Annotated in this window: 17 protein-coding genes; 9 read left to right on the top strand and 8 right to left on the bottom strand. The window is 58.3% G+C overall.

What is annotated here, in order from left to right; all coding sequences use genetic code 11:
* Nucleotides 1–211: 211 nt before the first annotated feature.
* Both GFER_RS05455 and GFER_RS05460 read left to right on the top strand, forming a co-directional pair.
* Nucleotides 212–1,570 carry a DEAD/DEAH box helicase gene (locus GFER_RS05455; RefSeq protein ID WP_139172145.1) on the top strand — a complete coding sequence of 453 codons (1,359 nt, stop codon included), beginning with the start codon at nt 212–214 and terminating at the stop codon, nt 1,568–1,570.
* A 143-nt stretch (nt 1,571–1,713) separates the two neighbouring features.
* Nucleotides 1,714–3,348: an ABC-F family ATP-binding cassette domain-containing protein gene (locus tag GFER_RS05460; RefSeq protein ID WP_040096762.1), complete on the top strand. Its 1,635-nt coding sequence runs from the start codon at nt 1,714–1,716 to the stop codon at nt 3,346–3,348.
* Nucleotides 3,349–3,582: 234 nt separating this feature from the next.
* On the opposite strand, the gene asd is transcribed toward GFER_RS05460, so the two are convergent.
* On the bottom strand, nt 3,583–4,683 hold the full coding sequence (gene asd / locus GFER_RS05465) for an aspartate-semialdehyde dehydrogenase (protein ID WP_040096765.1): 1,101 nt from the start codon (nt 4,681–4,683) through the stop codon (nt 3,583–3,585).
* A 105-nt stretch (nt 4,684–4,788) separates the two neighbouring features.
* Complete coding sequence (locus GFER_RS05470; RefSeq protein WP_040096767.1) at nt 4,789–5,703, bottom strand: LysR family transcriptional regulator; 915 nt, start codon at nt 5,701–5,703, stop codon at nt 4,789–4,791.
* Nucleotides 5,704–5,861: 158 nt separating this feature from the next.
* Between GFER_RS05470 and GFER_RS19085 the strand changes: the two genes are divergently transcribed.
* From GFER_RS19085 to GFER_RS05500, 6 genes are all read left to right on the top strand, one after another.
* Nucleotides 5,862–6,014, top strand: a complete 153-nt coding sequence (locus GFER_RS19085) for a symporter small accessory protein (RefSeq protein ID WP_167334943.1) — start codon at nt 5,862–5,864, stop codon at nt 6,012–6,014.
* Nucleotides 6,015–6,018: 4 nt separating this feature from the next.
* On the top strand, nt 6,019–7,698 hold the full coding sequence (locus GFER_RS05480) for a sodium:solute symporter family protein (protein ID WP_082047874.1): 1,680 nt from the start codon (nt 6,019–6,021) through the stop codon (nt 7,696–7,698).
* A 102-nt stretch (nt 7,699–7,800) separates the two neighbouring features.
* Complete coding sequence (locus tag GFER_RS05485; RefSeq protein ID WP_082047876.1) at nt 7,801–8,811, top strand: Fe(3+) ABC transporter substrate-binding protein; 1,011 nt, start codon at nt 7,801–7,803, stop codon at nt 8,809–8,811.
* Nucleotides 8,812–8,837: 26 nt separating this feature from the next.
* Entirely contained in the window at nt 8,838–10,523 is a 1,686-nt protein-coding gene (locus GFER_RS05490) for an ABC transporter permease (RefSeq protein ID WP_200889287.1), read from the top strand.
* Nucleotides 10,524–10,546: 23 nt separating this feature from the next.
* Nucleotides 10,547–11,596: an ABC transporter ATP-binding protein gene (locus GFER_RS05495; RefSeq protein WP_040096772.1), complete on the top strand. Its 1,050-nt coding sequence runs from the start codon at nt 10,547–10,549 to the stop codon at nt 11,594–11,596.
* Between the two features lie 210 nt (nt 11,597–11,806).
* Nucleotides 11,807–13,150, top strand: a complete 1,344-nt coding sequence (locus GFER_RS05500; protein ID WP_040096774.1) for a multiheme c-type cytochrome — start codon at nt 11,807–11,809, stop codon at nt 13,148–13,150.
* A 70-nt stretch (nt 13,151–13,220) separates the two neighbouring features.
* Here GFER_RS05500 and nspC read toward each other — a convergent pair whose 3' ends face one another.
* The 6 genes from nspC to ybgF form a co-directional block, all read right to left on the bottom strand.
* The gene (nspC, locus tag GFER_RS05505) at nt 13,221–14,381 is read right to left on the bottom strand and encodes a carboxynorspermidine decarboxylase (RefSeq protein ID WP_040096776.1); all 1,161 of its coding nucleotides are present in this window, start codon (nt 14,379–14,381) and stop codon (nt 13,221–13,223) included.
* An 80-nt stretch (nt 14,382–14,461) separates the two neighbouring features.
* Nucleotides 14,462–15,655: a saccharopine dehydrogenase family protein gene (locus GFER_RS05510; protein ID WP_040096778.1), complete on the bottom strand. Its 1,194-nt coding sequence runs from the start codon at nt 15,653–15,655 to the stop codon at nt 14,462–14,464.
* 186 nt (nt 15,656–15,841) lie between these two features.
* Nucleotides 15,842–16,042 carry a cold-shock protein gene (locus tag GFER_RS05515; RefSeq protein ID WP_040096781.1) on the bottom strand — a complete coding sequence of 67 codons (201 nt, stop codon included), beginning with the start codon at nt 16,040–16,042 and terminating at the stop codon, nt 15,842–15,844.
* Nucleotides 16,043–16,283: 241 nt separating this feature from the next.
* Complete coding sequence (locus GFER_RS05520) at nt 16,284–17,267, bottom strand: serine/threonine protein kinase (RefSeq protein WP_040096783.1); 984 nt, start codon at nt 17,265–17,267, stop codon at nt 16,284–16,286.
* A 109-nt stretch (nt 17,268–17,376) separates the two neighbouring features.
* Complete coding sequence (locus GFER_RS05525) at nt 17,377–18,387, bottom strand: LysM peptidoglycan-binding domain-containing protein (RefSeq protein ID WP_040096785.1); 1,011 nt, start codon at nt 18,385–18,387, stop codon at nt 17,377–17,379.
* Nucleotides 18,388–18,413: 26 nt separating this feature from the next.
* Nucleotides 18,414–19,100, bottom strand: a complete 687-nt coding sequence (gene ybgF, locus GFER_RS17530) for a tol-pal system protein YbgF (protein ID WP_052445989.1) — start codon at nt 19,098–19,100, stop codon at nt 18,414–18,416.
* A 213-nt stretch (nt 19,101–19,313) separates the two neighbouring features.
* Between ybgF and GFER_RS05535 the strand changes: the two genes are divergently transcribed.
* Complete coding sequence (locus tag GFER_RS05535) at nt 19,314–20,534, top strand: peptidase U32 family protein (RefSeq protein WP_040096787.1); 1,221 nt, start codon at nt 19,314–19,316, stop codon at nt 20,532–20,534.
* Nucleotides 20,535–20,659 lie beyond the last annotated feature (125 nt).

A 20,659-nucleotide genomic window follows, 5' to 3' on the forward strand; every position in this document is an offset into this window, starting at 1 on the left:
GGGGAGGGGGGTATTCTGAGGAGCGCTTCGCCCGCCTCCCGGGGATGAGAAGACGCTTGTGTGGATTCGAGCTTGACGCAATCCGGTGAAATCTGCTATGTTCCTAGAAGTTTTACCAAGATGTTCCCGGAAAAAACGAATTTCTCGTAAGCCCTGGAATCCTCCGGGGCTTTTTTTGTCGGGAATGCGGGAAAAAAGGATAAGAGATTACATGAGTTTCACTGCATTTACGTTTCACCCCCAGGTGGCCGCAGGGATTGACGCCGCCGGTTTCACGACGCCTACACCGATTCAAACCCAAGCCATTCCGCAGGTTTTGCAGGGTCGCGATCTCATGGGCCTGGCCCAGACCGGGACCGGCAAAACCGCCGCTTTCGCCTTGCCGATTCTCAACCGCCTGATGCAGGGGGAGCGAGGTCGCGTCCGTGCCCTGGTTATCGCACCCACGCGCGAGCTGGCTGAGCAGATCAACGAGAGTTTCATCACCATGGGGCAGCAGACCCGCTTGCGCAGCATCACGGTGTACGGCGGCGTCGGCATCAATCCCCAGATCAATAAGTTAAAGCAGGGTACCGAGATTGTTGTTGCCTGTCCTGGCCGCTTGCTCGATCATATCGACCAGGGGACCATCGATCTGTCGCACCTTGACGTTCTGGTGCTTGACGAAGCTGACCAGATGTTCGATATGGGTTTTTTCCCGAGCATTCGCCGGATTCTGAAAAAGCTGCCGGCCCAACGTCAGACCCTGCTGTTTTCGGCCACCATGCCCAACGAAATTCGTCACTTGGCCCAGGAGATACTCAAGGATCCGGTGACTGTGCAGGTCGGCGTCACGGCTGCGGCCACCACCGTCAGCCATGCGCTCTACCCGGTGGCCCAGCATCTGAAAACTCCGCTGTTGTTGGAACTTCTGCACAAAACCGACACGGGATCGGTTCTGGTTTTCACACGCACCAAGCATCGCGCCAAACGCCTCGGCGAGCAGTTGGGCAAAGCCGGTTATCGCGCCGCCTCATTGCAGGGCAATCTGTCGCAGAATAAGCGGCAGGCGGCTCTGGACGGTTTCCGCGACGGCAGCTTTCAAATTCTGGTGGCGACCGATATCGCCGCACGCGGTATCGATGTCAGCCAGGTCTCGCATGTCGTCAATTACGATATTCCCGGCACGCCCGAAGCCTATATTCATCGTATCGGCCGGACGGGACGCGCCGCCCGCAGCGGTGATGCTTTTACCCTGGTGACCGAGGAGGACACGGCCATGGTTCGAGCCATCGAGCGAACCCTGGGCAAAGCGGTCGAACGCCGTTCCGTCGCCGACTTTGACTACCAGGTGGCCGCCCCGCAGCGCGACAGGGAGTTCGCCCGTCCGCCGCGCCAACCGGCGCCGCGCCGCAAAGTCGAATCCGGGCGCGAAGGCCGCCCGGCCGGCGCCGCCAAGCCCTCCGGCGGCACGCAAAAGCATCAGCAGTCCGATGTCGCCGGGCGCTCCACCGCGGCACCTCCGGTGGCGGGCAATCGTCGCCCACGCAGTCGCGGCGGCCGCTCGCAGGCACAGAAGAGCAGGGTCTGAAAAAATGATTTAACTGTTCAGCAGGCACCGCAGGGTGCGGCGCTGGCGGACGGCGCAGCTCAATAGTTGCAAAATTTATATGACTGGAAGACCATCATTAGGGGCGCAGCATGCTGTGCCCCTTCCTCGTACAGGGATTCCCCATGATTCATCTCACAAACATCAGCAAGCAGCACGGCAGCCAGGTGCTGTTTCAAAACGCCAGTTGCCAGATTCTGCCCGGTAGCCGCGGCGGTCTGGTTGGCCCCAACGGGGCGGGCAAGACCACCATCTTTCGTCTCATCACCGGTGAGGAGCAGGCGGACGCGGGCGAAATCTCCTGCTCAAAAAAGACCGTGATCGGCTATTTTTCTCAGGATGTGGGCGAGATGGCCGGCCGCTCGGCACTGGCCGAAGTCATGGCGGCCTCGGCAAAAACCATGGCTCTGGGGGCCGAGATTCAGGCCATGGAGGCCGCCATGTGCGAGCCCATGTCCGATGAGGCATTGGCTGAACTTCTGGCGCGCTACGGCGATGCCCAGGAGGAGTTCGAGCATCGCGGCGGTTACGATCTGGAAAGTCGCGCCCAGGCGGTTCTCACCGGTCTGGGCATCGGTCCCGACGCTCATCAGCGCCCGGTGGAGAGCTTCAGCGGCGGCTGGAAAATGCGCATCGCCCTGGCACGCATTCTGACCCTTAATCCCGATGTTCTGCTGCTTGACGAGCCGACCAACCATCTGGATGTCGAATCCATCATCTGGCTGGAAAACTGGCTCTCCACCGAGTTCAAGGGCGCGCTGCTCATGACCAGCCATGATCGTGATTTCATGAACCGCATCGTCACCCGCATCATCGAAGTCGCCAATCGCAGCGTCACGACCTACAGCGGCAATTATGACTTCTATCTGCGCGAGCGCGAAATCCGCCGCGAGCAGCTGCTGGCCAGCTACCAGCGTCAGCAGGAGATGCTCGCCAAGGAAGAGGAGTTCATCGCGCGTTTTGCCGCGCGCGCCTCCCATGCCGCCCAGGTGCAGTCGCGGGTCAAAAAACTCGAGAAAATCGAACGTATCGAGCTGCCACCCGAGCAGCGCAGCATCCGTTTTTCCTTTTCTGAGCCGCCGCGCAGCGGCGATGATGTGGTCAGGATTGAGAATCTCGGCAAAGTCTGGCCACTGCCCGAAGGGGGTGAGCACCCGGTGTTCAGCGGCGTGTCCGGATTGATCCGGCGCGGTGAAAAAATTGCCGTGGTCGGCGTCAACGGTGCCGGCAAGTCGACCTTTCTCAAGGTGCTGGCCGGCAACACCGCGCCTAGTGCCGGCAGTGCGGTGATCGGCGCCAATGTGCATGTCGGCTACTTCAGCCAGCACTCCATGGAGGTCCTCGATCCGAAGAAGAGTGTGTTCGAAACGGTGCAGGACGCCATGCCCCAGGCCGGCGTCGGCGTGATTCGCAATCTCTGCGCCGCTTTTCTGTTTTGTGGCGATGATGTCGACAAACGCATCGACAAGCTCTCCGGCGGTGAGAAAAGCCGGGTAGTGCTGGCCACCCTGCTGGCTCAGCCCCTCAATTTTCTCATCCTCGACGAACCCACCAACCATCTCGATATTCAGTCGCGCGAGATTCTTCTCGAAGCGCTGCGGAATTTCGCCGGCACGGTGGTTCTGGTCAGTCATGACCGCCACTTTTTGCGCTCCCTGGTCAATCGCGTCTTTGAGGTCGACCACGGCGAAATGCGCACCTACGAAGGTGATTACGCATACTACCTGCAGAAATCCGGCCGCGAGATGTGCGCGGCCTGAGATTGTCCCGATATTTACCGCGTAACGCAAAAAGGGCGCCCCTGTAGTGGGCGCCCTTTTTGCGTTGATTTATCCCTGGTAGCTGATCAGCAGGCACCGCAGGGTGCGGCGGCATCGCGTGCGGCAGAAACTCGCCTGTGGCTCAAACATTTGCCGCAGCACGCACCCGCCGCACCCTGCGGCACTGTCGCACGTCGCAGCTGAACAGTTACTCTTCCTTTAGATTGATTCAATTCAACCCTGCGTTTTGATGATGCGCAGCATGCGCCGCAGGGGTTCGGCCGCGCCCCACAACAGCTGGTCGCCGCAGGTAAAGGCCGAGACGTACTGGGGGCCCATCTTCATCTTGCGTACGCGGCCGATGGGTACGCGCAGGGTGCCCGAGGTGTAGGCCGGGGTGAGCCGGGCCAGTGAATCGGCCTTGGTGTTGGGTACCAGTTCCACCCACTCGTTGTCGTTGGCGATGAGTTTTTCAATTTCGCCGATGGGCAGGTCTTTGTTGAGCTTGATGGTCAGAGCCTGGCTGTGCGAGCGCATGGCGCCGATGCGCACGCAGATGCCGTCAACGGGAATCGGTGAGGCGGTGCCGAGAATCTTGTTGGTTTCGGCGAAACCTTTCCACTCCTCGCGGCTCTGGCCGTCTTCCACTTCACGGTCGATCCAGGGCAGCAGGTTACCGGCCAGAGGAAAGCCGAATTCCTTTTTAGGCAGTGTCTCGCTGTTGAGAGCGGCGGCGACCTTCTGGTCGATTTCAAGAATGGCCGACTGGGGATTGGCGAGCAGATCCTTGACCCCGCCGTGCAGTACGCCCATTTGGCTGAGCAGCTCGCGCATGTTGGGCGCGCCGGCTCCCGAAGCGGCCTGGTAAGTCATGGAGCTGATCCACTCGACAACTCCGGCGCGGAACAACCCGCCAAGAGCCATGAGCATGAGGCTTACCGTGCAGTTTCCGCCGATGAAATCTTTGACGCCGCGTGCAAGAGCTTCGTCGATAACCCGGCGGTTGACGGGATCGAGAATGATGACGGCATCTTTTTCCATGCGCAGGGAGGAGGCCGCATCGATCCAGTAGCCCTGCCAGCCCGCCTGGCGCAGGGCCGGGTGGACCTCTTTGGTGTAGTCACCGCCCTGGCAGGTGATGATGACGTCGAGTTTTTTCAACTGATCGATGCTGGCTGCGTCTTGCAGGGTTCCTGAGCCCAGGGGGGCGGGGCCGCCGGCCTGAGAGGTGGAGAAAAAGACCGGTTCGACGCCCTCGAAATCATCCTCTTCGCGCATGCGGTCGAGCAGAACCGAGCCGACCATACCGCGCCATCCGACCAATCCGACTTTCATGGTGTTCTCCCTGTTTGATAAAAAGAAAGTTTCCCTTGTTGGCAAATCCGCTGCGCATTATAGCGGAATCGTGCGGGAAAGTACAATGCGAAGGATGGGGGCGCGTTACAAATGAATTGGTGTTGTTTCACCATTTTCCGCCTCGCTCTGCCAGATGTGACGGATGGCATCGCGTGCGGCGCGGATTTTTTTCTTTGCGTCGTTTTTCTCCAGCCAGGCCAGGCTGAGGGGCAGGGTCATCCATCCCTGATCCCAGATCACCGCCTCACCCTGCGCCGCCAGGGGCCGCGCTTCGTCCTCGCGCATCACTGCCACGCCCTGACCGTCGCGTACCAGTTCACGCACGATAAATTCATCGGCGGCCGTGACTGTCTGATTGGGTTGCAGGCGCAGTCTTTCCAGTTTATCGAGCAGAGCCGCATACAAGGGGCTGTCGTTGGCCACCCAGATCCAGGGCAGGGCGGCGAGGTTTTCCCAGAGTAGGCCGGCGCCATCCGGCGCCAGACTGCGCGGAATAACCACGCAGATGCGCACCCACGACAGCAGCACATGGCGGATGTCTGCATCGGTGGTGTTGCCGTAGAAAAAGGCAAGGTCGAGCCGCCCTTGGCGCAGCAGTTCGCCGGTACGCAGGGTTTCGCTGGTGTGATAGATGACGTTGAGATCGCTGTGCAGCAAAGACAGGCGGCGGTTGATGGCACCGACACGCAGGAAGGCGGGTGCCGCATTGAGCCCGATGTTCAGAGATTCGCCCACCCCCTGGTGCAGTTCCATGGCGCGCCGGCGCAGACGGCGTGCGGCGTCGAGGACCTCTTCGGCCAGGCCGAGCAGTTCACTGCCGTACTCGCTGAGCTCCATGCCGCGCGCGGTGCGGCGGAACAGGCTCACGCCCAGTTCACCTTCGAGCTGTTTGAGCTGGGTGGAGAGGGCCGACTGGCTGAGATGGAGTTTGTCGGCGGCGCGGGTCAGGTTGCGTTCACGGGCGATGGTCAGAAAGGATTTGAGCTGATTGAGGTCCATGCTGCCGGGTCTCCGTTCGAAAAAATCGAACACAGTCTTTCAAAAGTTCAATTGGATCGATGATTGATTTTCGTGTAAAACCGTCAGGAAATCAATGCTCGGATGTGCGGGCGGATAAAAAAAATCATTTGGCTTTTTTGCCTCACTGGAGAATTTTCATGTTTGGACTTGAAGGTGTAGCCGTCCCCCTGGGCTTTGCTCTGTGTATTCTGAGTACCCTTGCCTGCGTGGTTTACGGCGTCCTCAACTGGAATCGTGGTTACTGCCCGGACGAGGCGCGCCGTCGCCGCCGCCCGACCCGGAAGTTCTAAGTCCATGAGCCCTGTTCTGCTTGGTATCGTTGTCGCTGGGTATCTGCTCATTCTGACCGGGTTGGCTTTCAAGGCTTATCGCGAAACGCATACCGGCGCGGACTACCTGGTCGCCGGACGCAGCAGCCATCCTTTTGTCATGGCCATGTCTTATGGCGCCACCTTTGTCAGTACTTCGGCCATCATCGGTTTCGGCGGAGCGGCGGCGGTGTTCGGCATGGGCCTTCTGTGGCTGACCTTTCTTACCATCTTCATCGGCATTTTTGTCGCTTTCGTATTTTTCGGCCGCCGGACGCGCCTCATGGGAGCCAATCTCAATGCGCACACCTTCCCCGAATTCATCGGCCTGCGCTTCCAATCGCGAGGCTTGCAGGGCGCGGTGGGATTGCTGATTTTTGCCACCATGCCCCTCTATGCCGCTGTGGTGCTCATGGGTGGCGGAAAATTCATTTCCCAGGTTCTGCAAGTCGATTATCAGGCCGCGCTGCTGGTGTTGACCCTGATTGTTGCAGTCTATGTCATCATGGGCGGGCTGAAGGGCGTCATGTACACCGACGCCTTCCAGGGCAGCATCATGTTCGCGGGGATGGTTACCCTGCTGGTCTTTACCTATTACCGCCTCGGCGGGGTGACGGCCGCCCACGAGCGCCTTACGGGAATGAAGGATATTGCCGTTTCCATGTTCGGTGCCAAGGGCCACACGGGTTGGACATCCTTTCCCGCCTTTCTTTCCGAATACTGGCTGGTCGTGGTGACCACCATCATCCTCGGCGTCGGCATCGGCGTGTTGGCCCAGCCGCAGTTGGTCGTGCGTTTCATGACGGTTAAAAGCGATCGCGAACTCAACCGCGCGGTGCTCATCGGCGGGGTGTTTATCCTGGTGGCGGTGGGCGTGGCTTTCGTCGTCGGCCCTCTGGCCAACGTCTTTTTTTATTACGAAAATCCAGCGACCCAGGGGCAGATCGCCCTGCTCGCGGCGGGCACCCAGGTTGACGCCATCATTCCTCTTTACATTAGTCAGGCCATGCCACAGTGGTTCGCCGCCATCTTTATGGTGACCATGATCTCAGCGGCCATGAGTACCCTGAGTTCGCAGTTTCATACCATGGGCACGTCTCTTGGTCGCGATCTTTATGAGGGTGCGTTGGGCCGCAAAGGCAACTCCCTGCGGATCAACAAGGCTGGGGTGTTTTCCGCCATTGTTCTGAGCTACCTTGTGGCCTCGGCGCTGCCGGTGTTCTTCGAAGGGGGAACCGCCATCATCGCCCACGGCACGGCCATCTTCTTCGGCATCTGCGCGGCGGCTTTTCTGCCCATGTATTTCGGCGCCATTTATTTTCGCGGCATGACCCGCGCCGGCGCCTGGGCGGGGTTTGCCGCCGGTACCCTGAGCAGTTTGTTCTGGATCTTTTTCGTGCATATCAAGGAATCCAAATCGCTCATGCTGTGCAAGGCGCTTTTCGGTGTCGATTCCCTGGCCGCCGATACTCTGTGGGTGGTGGTCGACCCCCTGGTGGTTGCGCTGCCCCTGTCCATCCTTGCAACAGTACTGGGCAACCTGTTGGGAGAGAAAATACCGGTCCGCCATCTGGCTCACTGCTTTCGTGGTATCTCGCGCACCAATCGCCGCTCGCCCGCCAAAGCCACCCTCCCAATTCCTTCAGGCGCTTCCGTCGTCGAGTAATATCACACGGAAAAAAAATCTTGACTTCAACCATAGGAATAAGCGACCATTGAAAACGCAAATCAAAATCTCAAGCAACCTATTTTGGGGAGGAATCGATCAGTGACCAAGTTTCGTTTTGCTCTATCCTTTCTTTTGCTGGCTCTGTTTGCCTTGCCTTGGACGTCTCTCGCCCAGGCGCAGGAAGTCGTCGTTTATTCGGCGCGCAACGAGCATCTCATTCGCCCGCTTTTCGAAGCCTATACCCAGGAAACGGGAGTCAAGGTCAGTTTCCTCACGGACAAAGAAGGCCCCCTTCTGCAGCGCCTCAAGGCGGAGGGACGCAACACCCGCGCAGATTTGCTGGTGACCGTTGATGCCGGCAACCTCTGGCATGCGGCCGAGGAAGGCTTGTTGCAGCCAGTTGATTCGGCTGTTTTGGCGGCCAACGTGCCCGAGCATCTGCGTGATCCGCAAAACCAGTGGTTTGGCCTGTCCCTGCGGGCGCGCACCATCGTCTACAGCCCTGAGCGCGTCAATCCGGAGGAGCTTTCCACCTATGCGGCACTCGGTGAGCCCCAGTGGAAAGATCGTCTCTTGCTGCGCACCTCGCAGAAAGTATACAATCAGTCGCTGGTCGCCATGCTCATCGCCGAGCGCGGCGTAGAAGAAACCGAGCGAATCGTACGTTCCTGGGTGGATAACCTGGCGGCCCCGCCCTTTGCCAATGATAACGCAGTGATGGAAGCCATCGCCGCGGGTCAGGGCGATGTCGGCATCGTCAACACCTACTATCTCGGTCGGCTGCTCAAAAGCAAGCCTGATCTGCCGGTGGCACTGTTCTGGGCCGACCAGGACGGCAGCGGCGTGCACGTCAATGTTTCCGGGGCCGGCGTCACCCGCCATGCCCGCAATGCGGAAGGCGCAATCAAACTTCTTGAGTGGCTCTCATCCGAAGCGGCGCAGAATCTTTTCGCCGATGCCAATATGGAATATCCGGTCAATCCGCAGGTAACCTCCCATCCGGACGTGGCTGCCTGGGGCCCTTTTAAGCAGAATCCGATCAATGTGTCCCGTGCCGGCGAACTCCAGACCCAGGCTATCATGCTCATGGACCGTGCCGGTTATCGTTAGGGTTGTGGAAAGGTAAAAGATCCAAGGTGTCGGAAAATACATCTTCGCATACGACCGCCGGCCCGAGCCGGGCGCTCATCAAGGACGCCCGGCCCGGGCCTTTTCAGCTACGCTATTGGGATGGCTGGCGGCTGTTTTCCCTGGCCGTTGCTTTGTTGGTGGTTATTTCCCTGGCCGTGGTCTGCCTATCGTGGCTGACGCCGGCGCCTGAAATCTGGCAGCACCTGCGCCAGACCCTGTTGGCCCGTTTGCTGCTCAACAGTCTCTGGCTGGTGCTGGGTGTCGGCAGTTTGACCCTGCTGCTGGGTGTAAGTCTGGCCTGGTTTACCGCCACCTGTGAGTTTCCCGGGCGACGTTTTTTTTCCTGGGCGCTGCTGCTGCCCCTGGCCATGCCCACCTACGTGCTGGCCTTTGTCTTTGTCGGGCTGCTCGATTTTGCCGGGCCGGTGCAGACTCTGTGGCGCGAATGGTTTGGGCGCGACGCCTGGTTTCCGGCGATCCGCTCAACGCCCGGGGTAATCATTGTTATGTCCCTGGCGCTCTACCCTTACGTCTATCTGCTGGCCAAAAACGCATTCCAAACCCAGGGACGGCGGGCCATGGAAGCCGCCGAGTCCCTGGGCTGCGGCCCGCGGGAGGGGTTTTTCCGGGTCGCCCTGCCCATGGCGCGCCCCTGGATCGCCGGCGGCATGCTGCTGGCATTGATGGAAGCCCTGGCCGACTTTGGCGCCGTATCCATTTTCAACTACGAAACCTTCACCACTGCCATCTACAAAGCCTGGTTCGGCTTTTTTTCCCTGACTACCGCAGCCCAGCTTGCTTCGCTGCTGGTGCTCCTGGTGTTCATTCTGATTGTTGTTGAACAGCGTCTACGCGCCCGACGGCGCTTTTCCACGGCGCGTTCTTCGGCACACGCCACACGCCTGCCCCTTAAAGGCTGGCGGGCTTGGGGGGCGAGCTGTTTTGCCGGGGGAGTCCTGCTGATTGCTTTCGGTCTTCCCGTGGTGCAGCTGAGCCTGTGGACGCTGGCCTCTTATGCCGAGGAGTTCAACGTTCGCTATTTTTCCCTGCTCGGCCGATCGATCGGCCTGGGTTTGAGTGCGGCAGTGTTGATTTGCCTAACTGCCCTGGTGCTTTCCTATGCCGCTCGCCGCCATACTGATCCCCTCACTCGTGGCCTGGTGCGGGTGGCTAATCTCGGCTATGCTTTGCCTGGTGCGGTGCTGGCGGTGGGGATATTTATACCTCTGGCAGCGGTGGACAATATCCTCATCGCCCTTGGCGAGAGCTTTTTCGGGTGGCACTTGCGCCCCTTGCTGCAAGGGACGGTTGTCATCATGCTGCTGGCTTACCTGGTGCGCTTTCTCGCTCCCGGATTTAAGCCGGTGGAGGGCGCCATGAATCGGGTCACGCCCAGCATCGACGAAGCGGCGCGCCTTTCGGGTTTACGTGGGCCGGCGCTTTTGGCACGCATTCATTTTCCCATTCTGCGCGGTGGCTTGCTCACCGCGGCGACCATCGTTTTCGTCGATGTCATGAAGGAAATGCCCATTACCCTTATGACCCGCCCCTTCGGCTGGGAGACTCTTGCGGTGAAAATTTTCGAGCTGACGGCCGAGGGCGAGTGGGAGCGCGCGGCCGTGCCCGCAGTCGCTTTGGTGGCGGCCGGGCTCATTCCCATCATTCTCTTCATGCGCCATTCAGAAAAATAATCTGACCCAGGAATTCATTTGATATGAGCCAGACTGTTCTCGAACTCAACGGTATCAGCCAGGCCTACGGCAGCCAACTGGTGGTCGACAATCTTTTTCTGCGTTTGGAAAAGGGCCGCATCGGTTGTCTGCTCGGCGCCAGCGGTTGTGGCAAGACCACGGTGCTGCGCACCATTTCGGGATTTGAAAGTGTGCTGACCGGGGATATTCGCCTCAACGGCCGCATCGTGAGCAGTCCCTCGCTCACCCTGCCGCCCGCCAAACGCGGCATCGGCATGGTTTTTCAAGACTACGCCCTCTTTCCTCACCTGAGGATTTTCGACAATGTAGCCTTCGGACTGCGCGGTCTCAGCCGCGCGGAAAAGATCGTGCGTGTCCATGAGTTGCTTGAACTGGTCGGGCTTAAGCAGGAGCAGCACAAGTATCCCCACGAAATTTCCGGTGGTCAGCAGCAGCGCGTGGCGCTTGCTCGGGCACTGGCTCCGCGCCCCGATCTGCTGCTCCTTGATGAACCCTTTTCCAATCTCGATGTGACTCTGCGTGAGCGCCTTTCCCTGGAAGTCCGCGATATCCTCAAGGCCTACGGCGCCACCGCGCTGTTTGTTACGCATAATCAGCAAGAAGCCTTTGCTGTGGCCGATGAGATCGGGGTGATGTCCGCGGGGCGCATGCTGCAATGGGCCGGTGCCCATGAATTATACCACCAACCTGCGGATACCTTTGTCGCGCGTTTTGTCGGCGAGGGTGTGCTGCTGCCGGGGGTGGTGCGCGCGCGGGGTGAGGTGGAGACGGGCCTTGGTGTTTTAAAGGGCGATTTCAAAGAAGACTTTGGCGGGGGGGCCGCGGTGAGTGTTCTGGTGCGACCCGAAGACTTGGTGCATGACGATGACTGGCCGGTCAAGGCCGAGGTCGTGCGGCGTAATTTCCGTGGAGCCAGCATTCTTTACACCCTGCGCCTTTCAAGCGGAGATCTGGTGCAGGCTCAGGTTCCCAGCCACTGCAATCACGTCATCGGCGAGCGCATCGGCATCCGCTCCGATGTGCGCCATCTGGTGGTTTTCCCCCGCACCTGAGCCTTTCCCTCATCCTGACAAACCTGCCGAATATCCCGAAGCCAGTCGGTCTGCGAACGCGACCCCCATCAATTGAGGAGTGGTATGTTTGTCCCATTAGTCCTGTGGCATTGTCGGAAAAAACGGATGAATATATTGACAAAGGGCCGGGTTCGGGTAAATTTACTCCTATTCGGTTGTTTCATTAAATTCCCGCCCAGAGGAGGTACCATGAAACGTTTTGTTCTCTCTGTTATGGCAGCACTGCCCTTTATGTTGTTTGCGGGGTGCGGTTGGTCCAACGCCTCAAGTCACACGGCCCCAGCGGAGGCTGAGAAAGTGGCTGAGGCCGTCGCGGAAAAATCGGGGAAAGACCAGATTTTCGAGCCGGGTTCTTTTGAGAATCCGCAGGTGTGCGCGGGTTGTCACAGCGACATCTATGAGCAGTGGGCGCACTCCATGCATGCCAATGCCTGGGAAAACAAATGGTATCAGCCCGATTACATGATGGCTAATGAAGAAACCGACGGTCTCACCGAAATGCTATGCGGTCCCTGCCACGCGCCCATCGCCGCGCGCACCGGCCTGCTGCCGCCCGCCGACGGCAGCAAGTTCGACGCGACGTCGCGCCGGGGCATTTCCTGCGATTTCTGCCACACAGTTACCGGCGTGGCGGAGATGGCCAATATGGGTCACATCTCCGAGCCGGGCAACACCAAGCGCGGACCGCGCGGTGACGGCGAATCCCTCTATCACGAGGTGGCTTTCTCAGAGATCCACACCAAGGCCGATTTCTGCGGGTCCTGCCACATGGTTATCCATCCCATCACAGGCGTACACATCATCGACACCTGGGAGGACTGGAAGAACAACGAATACGGCAAGCAGAACATCACCTGCCAGAATTGCCACATGACCCCGACCCCCGGAGTCGGTCAGAACCCCGGACGTTCCGCCGGCATGGGCGCACAGCGTGACAACATTGCTTTCCACACGTTCACCGGCGGCAGCTCCTATATTCAGGATGCCTTGGGCAACGAAAAACAAGCTGAAATGGCTCGCGAATTCCTGCGCGCCGCCGCTGAGGTCAAGCTCTCCGAAAAGGTCGCCGATGACGGCACCCTTGAGTTGACCGTCGATGTGCATAATGTGGGCGCCGGGCATAAGATTCCCACCGGGACGACCTACATCCGCAAACTGTGGCTGCAAGTGGAAGTTATGGACGGCAACGGCAAGGTGGTTTACAGCTCGGGGCACATCGATGACAAGAACAATGTCGATCCCGATGCGGTTTTCTTCCGTCTGCTGTTCCTCGACGCCGAGGGCAATCTGACCGGCAAGAGCTGGCGCGCGCACGCCATCGGTTATGATCGCCGCATCCCGGCCAAGGGCAAGGACAGCGAAACCTACAGCATCAAATTGCCCGGCAAGGGTGAGTACACGGTCAATACGCGTCTGATGTACCGCTCCTTCACCCAGGCCACCCTGGATGAAATCCACGAGCGTACCGGTGATTCCCTGCCGCCGGTGACCAGCGTCGAAATGGCCGCGGCACAGACCAGGGTTAAATTTTAGGATCTTCCGGATAGATTAGAAAAAGAGGCGGAGTGCTTGGTGCATTTCCGCCTCTTTTTTTTTGGGGAGTTTAGGACAGACGGTTTTTGAAGTCCTCGTAGCCGAACTTTCTGACCAGTTCGATGCCGTCATCTTTGCGGGCATAATAAATGGAGGGCAGCTTGACACCGTTGAAGGTATTGGTTTTGACCATGGAGTAAATGGCCATGTCGAGGAAGATCAGGCGATCACCGACCTGCAGGGGCCGATCGAAGGAATACTCGCCGATCACATCACCTGCCAGGCAGCTGATCCCGCCCAAACGATAGGTGTGGGCTTTTTCTCTTGGGTTTGCGGCGCCGATGATGTTCGGGCGGTAGGGCATTTCCAGCACATCGGGCATATGGCAAGTGGCCGAGGTGTCGAGGATGACGTTGGTGACGTCGTGGTTGCGAGTGATGTCGAGCACACTTGCAACAAATGCCCCGGCATTCAGGGCTACCGCTTCGCCGGGTTCGAGATAGACGCTCAAATGCGGGTAGCGCGCCTTGAAACCCTTGATGATGCGGATCAGGTGCGCCACATCGTAGTCGGGGCGCGAGATGTGGTGGCCACCGCCGAAGTTGACCCAGGACATGCGCTCCAGGTACCGGCCAAATTTATCCTCAAACGCCGTCAAGGTGCGTTCCAAGGCGTCGGCCCCCATTTGGCACAGGGTGTGGAAGTGCAGGCCGCTGATGCCATCCAGCGCCGTTTCGTCGAGCTCATCTGCAATGATGCCCAGGCGCGAACCGGGGCCGCAGGGGTCATAGATGGCCACTTCCGTTTCCACGTGCTCAGGGTTGCAGCGCAAGCCGAAGTCAAGCTTGGAATTCAGTGTGCGGGCCAGGCCTCCAAAGCGGCGCCACTGACCAATTGAATTAAACACCAGATGGTCGCACACCGGCGCCATCTCGCGAATATCTTCCTCGCTGTAGCCTGCGGCAAATCCGTGAACCTCGCCACCGAAAAATTCCCGTCCAAGGCGCGCCTCATGAGGACCGCTGGCGCAGGTGCCTTTGAGAGTTTGCCGCAGCAAGGGGAAACAATGGTGCATGGCAAATGCTTTGAGGGCCAGCAGGATGTGTGCTTCGCTCTGGTCCATGACCTTCTGCAGAATGGCCAGATTGTGCTCCAGGGCTTCTTCAAAAACAACAAATGCGGGAGTTCTGACGGCGCTCAGATCGGTTTTTTTTGAGCAGACTTGGTCCATGGTTCCTCGCGGGGAAGGCGGTGTCAAAGCAAGAACCCCGGAACCTGGGTTCCGGGGTTTGTGGTTTCCATCAGAGAAGATCAGTCGTCAAAGCCTTCCATGAACTCCTCTTTCCAGGGCAGGCCGAAGCGGTTCAGGTCGTCCATGAAGGGATCGGGATCGAACTGTTCGATGTTGAATACCCCCTGACCGCGCCACACCCCGGTCAGCAGCATTTTCGCGCCGATCATGGCCGGCACCCCGGTCGTGTAGGAAATGGCTTGGGATTTGACCTCGGCATAGCAGGCCTCATGATCGCAGATATTGTAGATGTAATATTTTCGCGCTTTGCCATCCTTGACGCCCTCGACCATGACGCCGATGCAGGTGTGGCCTTTGGTCAGCGGGCCCAGAGAGGCCGGATCGGGGAGTAGCGCCTTGAGAAACTGCAAAGGGATGATTTCCTGGCCGTTGAAATTGACCGGCTCGATACCTGTCATCCCGACATTCTGCAGGACTTCGAGATGCTTGAGGTAATTATCGGAGAAGCTCATCCAGAAGCGCGCGCGCTTGAGTCCCGGAACGAACTTGGCCAAGGATTCAAGCTCCTCATGATACATCAGATAGATGTTCATGGTCCCGAGGTTTTCGGGTAATTCAAATTCCCGCTTAACGGAGAGCGGTTCAGTTTCGACCCATTGGCCGTTTTCCCAGTAGCGTCCCTTGGCGGTCACTTCGCGGATGTTGATTTCCGGGTTGAAGTTGGTGGCAAAGGGCATTCCGTGGCTTCCGGCATTGCAGTCAATGATGTCGATGGTGTGGATTTCATCGAAATGATGCTTGAGGGCATGCATGGTCATGACGCTGGTCACACCGGGATCGAAGCCGCTGCCCAGCAGGGCCATGATGCCTTTGTCCTTGAAACGGTCATGGTAGGCCCACTGCCAGCTGTATTCGAACTTGGCCGTATCCGGCGGTTCATAATTGGCCGTATCCAGATAATCGACGCCGGTGGCCAGGCAGGCATCCATGATGCTGAGATCCTGATAGGGCAGGGCCAGATTAACCACCAGGTCAGGTTTAAAATCCTTGATGAGGGCTACCGTTTCCTCGACGTTGTCCGCATCGAGTTGAGCGGTGCGAATAGGGCGCGGCAGCATCTGGGCGATTTTGTCGCATTTGGCCTTGGTGCGGCTGGCCAGACAAATTTCCTCAAAAACTTCGGGCAGCATGGCGCATTTCCAGGTCGTTACCTGGCTGACGCCGCCCGCACCGATAATCAATACTTTTCCCATAGCGTCGTCCTTTCCTGGTTGGTAAAATCCATAAAATCTAACCGATTTTAGGGCTGAGTGCAAACACTCTTGCGTCATCTGTTCGCGAAAAAAAATACGTAATTGCCGCCAGGCGCGGCAATCATAAAAAAAGCCCCGCGGTTACCCGCGAGGCTTTCTGGTTTTGGCAAGGATCGATGCTTTCGCTTAGATTTTGCGCACGTTGGCGGATTGAGGACCTTTTTGGCCCTGAACCACCTCAAAGGACACGCGGTCTCCCTCAACCAGGGATTTGAAACCCGACCCGTCAATAGCGGAGAAATGAACGAATACGTCCGGTCCATTGTCCTGCTCGATGAATCCAAAACCCTTGGCGTCGTTAAACCACTTTACTGTACCTTCAGCCATTTTCTGTTGCTCCTTTTGTTCCGATGGAAAATTTGCGTTGTGGCGACATTGCCAGTCCATAAAAAGCAAAAAACACACAATCCACCATGGTTTGTGTGTTTCACCCTTTTCGGACCTGCGGATGCAGGGTTTGACAGGAAACATCGACACACACTTGCTTAGTGGTGCAAGACTATCATGCGGGTCTTTTAAAAGCAAGCGCTAAAATGGGATGAAAGAGCGGTGAACGCCTGGAAAATTATCAGACCAGTTGCAGGGGCGGTTCCCGTAGGGCCGCGATCTGCTCACGCAGTTCCAGGATGTGTTCTCCCCAGTAGCGCGGGGTGTTGAACCAGGAAAAATGGTGCGGGAATGTGGGGTCATCCCATCGGCGGGCGAGCCAGGCGCTGAAATGCAGCATGCGCAGGCTGCGCAACACTTCGATTAGACGCAATTCCCCAGGTGAAAAATCGAAAAATTCGTTGTAGCCTTCGATGATTTCGGCAAGCTGGGCATTTTGTCGCGAGCGCTTTCCGGAAAGCATCATCCAGATATCCTGAACTGCCGGCGCCATGCGCGCATCATCAAGATCCACCAGATGAGGAGCGGCGTCGCGCCAGAGAATGTTGCCGGCGTGGCAGTCGCCGTGAACGCGGATATAGCGGGGAGCGGCTGCGTCCAGGATCTCGTCGAGGCTTTGCAGCAGGTCGGTGGTGAGGGCGAGGTAATTGTCCCGATAGTCGGGAGGGATGAAGTTCTCGCTGATGACCTCAACGCTTGCGCGACCAAAGGTGTCCAGGTCCAGGCGCGGACGGTGCACAAAAGGGCGGGTCGCGCCGATGCGGTGCAGACGCCCCAGAAGTCGGCCCATGATCAGCAGGTTGTCGCCGTGGTCGAATTCGGGCGCATGCCCGCCTCGACGCGGATAGAGCGCGAATCGAAATCCGCCATAATGAAAAAGGGTGGCTCCGCCGGAATCGACCAGAGGGGCCACCACGGGCAACTCATGGTCGCACAGTTCCAGGCAGAATTCATGCTCCTCGATGATCTGCGCATCGCTCCAGCGGCCGGGCCGGTAAAATTTGGCGATGAGGGGTTCGCTCTCCTCGATGCCGATCTGATAAACGCGGTTTTCATAACTGTTGAGCGTCAGGGTGCGGCAATCGCAGCGAAATCCGCGGCTCTCCACCGCGTCCATAATGAAATTCGGAGTCAGGGATTGAAAAGGGTGCTGATCATTGCTCATAACTTGGATTGTCCAGGCGAAAAATTGGAAAATTTAAAAGGTTCACGCAAAAAAGACGGTCGAAAGACCGTCTTTTTTGCGTGAACCTCTCAGCCGCCGGAGATCGCTGTCAGCGCATCTCCGCATGAACGCGGTCACCGCGGTTGATGGCGTCGACGCTTTTGACAATGAGCAGCGAAGCTGTGCGAGAACGCGTTTCGATAACCACGCCTGCGCCGAGGACAATTTCGGGCAATTCCAGAGACTCCGCCCAGGGGCCACGGTTCTGACGGGCGATTTCCGTTGCCTTGCGCGGCCGGGATATGATCATCAGATTGCCGGCTTCAAGGCCGTCCTCCGACCCGAGGTCAATATAGGCCACCATGTTTTGTCCCAAGGCCAGGTTTTTCTCGGTGCTTCCGATGAGGGTGCCGGCCAGGGGCGCAACGGCTTCTTTGAGTTCCACCTCGCGGCGCGGCGGCTGGTAGGGACGCAACAAGGCGCCGCGCAAAATTTCACGGTGGGCCTCGATAATCTGTGCCGAAGCGACTTGGGGATGAATTTCGCTGATCTGAATAGTGCCAAGATCACTGACCAGGTAGCCGATGTACTCATTCGTTTGCGGGTGGCGAACCCGCTCGCCCAGATGAAAAAGCGTAAAGCGGTCTCCAGGCGCGACGCGGCCCGGGTCGGTCAGTTCAACAAAGACCCGATCACCGGTCCCCATCATGATGCGGTTGTCGGTGGCATCGACCAGAGTGCCGACGCTGCTGACCAGGGAATCGATATAGCCATCCCCGCCGAAGGCTTTAACGGTGATGCTTTCGCGCACCACTGGTGGCGCCTCGACCTCGGGCGCGGGTTCGACAATTTGTGCCGGTTCCGTCTCGGCGGTGACAAACTCAATGCGATCTGGAAAAATCCGCAGCTTTTGTCCCGGATAGATGAAATGCGGGTTGCGGATATAGGGATTGGTCGCCCACAGGTTCGGCCAGTAGAAGGGATCTTTGATGAAGCGTTCGGATATCCCCCAGAGGGTATCACCTTTTTTGATGACATAAATTCGCGATTCTTCCGCGGCTGTGGCCATGCCGGCGGTCAGCAGCAGAACTGCAAGAACCAGGGCTTTCTTGAGAGCCATGATGTCCCCTCGGTGCTTTTAGAGGTTCAGAGTTCCAGGTCTTTCTGGGCGGCCGCGCTGCGCGGATAGCGCTGGCGCAGCAGATCGAGAATCTGGCGCGCTTGATTGTCACGCCCGAGCTTCTGGTACGCTGAAGCTGCCTTGTATAAAGCGTCGGGAGTTCGCCCTGACTGAGAGTGGTTCTCAGCCATGGTCAGAAATTCGACGGCTGCTTGTTCGTATTGCTGCTGTTGGTAATAGCATTCTCCGATCCAAAATTGCGCGTTGGCTGCATATTCATTATCGGGAAAGCTTTCGAGGAAACGTTCAAAGCCTGCAATCGCCTGTGAATAGCGGCCTGAAGCATAATCGGAAAAAGCGCGCAGATAGGTGTCGGTGGCCGATGAGGGTGCCGGACTTGGCGCTCTGGGCGGCAGCGGCGGGGTTAATGGCTGGGTCCGCGCGGTGATTTGACCGGCGTGGGTGTCCATTTCTGTTCCTGGCCGGTCTCGCAGGGCTTGAAGTTGAGCTTGCTGAGAGTGGACCTGGGATTGCAGATCCGCAAACTCGCTGCGTAGCGCGGAAAGCTGGGCGTCAAATTGCTGCTGACGCTGTTCGATGCGAGAAAGATCCTGCGGGGACAGGGCGGTGGGTGACTGTGGGCCGGGAACCGCACAGCCACTCATGGCCGCTACCAGAATCAGGACAAAGCCTGCCAGAAATATGTTCGGCACAGAAAGCTCCCTGAAACAAAGTAAAAGATTTTTAAAATGAAAATTTCTCTAAAAATTATAGGGTTTTTTCACCCTTGTCAAGTCGCGCGTTAGCTTCCAAATCCTGCCGTCGGCCTGCCTGCCCAACAAGTCGCACTTCACTTTCAGGGTTCTCGTCAGCTCCGCCCCAATTCTGTTATGATGCCGCATATTTCCCTGAACGGAGAATTTTACATGCAAAAACCTGAACTGTTGGCGCCGGCTGGTGATCTGGAAAAACTCCAAACCGCTCTGCGTTTCGGCGCTGATGCGGTCTATCTGGGCACTGCGCGTTTCGGCCTGCGCGCCCTGGCCGGCAATTTCGACCCTGATGCATTGCGTACGGCACGCGATCTGTGCCGATCCCAGGGCAAGAAGATCTACCTGACTCTTAACGCCTGGCTGCGCCCAGCCGAATTTCCCGATTTTGAAGCCCTGCTCGAAGAGCTGCGGCCCTTGGATCTTGATGCCTACATTGTCGGCGATCCCGGCGTCGTGGCGGCCGTGCGCAGGGTCGATCCGAAACGCGCGCTGCACCTCTCCACCCAGGCCAATACTACGAGTGCTCAGGGTGCTAACTTCTGGGCGGCAGCCGGTATCGGCCGCGTCAATCTGGCGCGGGAGCTGTCTTTGGATGACATCCGGCTGATCCGCGGGCAAACCGCTTGTGATCTCGAGGTGTTCGTGCATGGCGCCATGTGCGTGGCCTGGTCGGGACGCTGCCTGCTTTCGGCGGCGCTCACCGGTCGCGAAGCCAACCGCGGACTCTGCGCACACCCTTGCCGCTGGCGCTACGCCTTGATGGAAGAAACCCGCCCCGGCGAGTTTTTTCCCATCGAAGAGGATGAGCGGGGTACCTACCTTTTCAACAGTCGCGACCTGTGCCTGGTGGAGCATCTGCCGGCACTGGTGGATGCAGGTGTCGACAGCCTCAAGATCGAAGGGCGCATGAAAAGCGTTTATTACGTTGCTGCGGTGACGCGCGTTTATCGCGCCGCCCTCGACCATTATCTGGCCGATCCCGCGGGCTATCGCCCAGACCCTCGGTGGCGGGCTGAACTGGATAAGGTCAGTCACCGCCCTTATGGAACCGGGTTTCTGCTGGGTGGCGTGGACGCAGGTGTGCACGATGCGGATTCCACCTACATCAGGGCGTCTGATTTTGTTGGTGTGGTGCGCCAAGAGCAGGGCGCTTTGGCCGTGCAGGGGCGCAACCGTTTTCTGCCGGGCGAAAATTTGGAAGTCATCGGTCCCAATATGCGCACCGAGGTGTTTCAGGTCGGCGAGATCCAATCTCTGGAGGGTGAAATCCTCCCCGCTGGTCAACCCAATCGGCTCGTGCGTCTGAATCTGCCGGCGGGCGCTCAAGCCGGAGATCTGCTGCGCAGACCGGTAAGATCCGAAGGCCTTAGTTAACCCTGGATCCGTGAGATCCGAACGGGCAAGAGCGCAAGTCATTGACCTGCCTAAGCATTCAAAAAATCGCCGATGAACCTATGGGTGCACCTCAGATTNACCCTGGATCCGTGAGATCCGAACGG

This window comes from Geoalkalibacter ferrihydriticus DSM 17813 (genome assembly GCF_000820505.1).
In the GTDB taxonomy this organism is placed as follows: Bacteria; Desulfobacterota; Desulfuromonadia; order Desulfuromonadales; family Geoalkalibacteraceae; genus Geoalkalibacter; species Geoalkalibacter ferrihydriticus.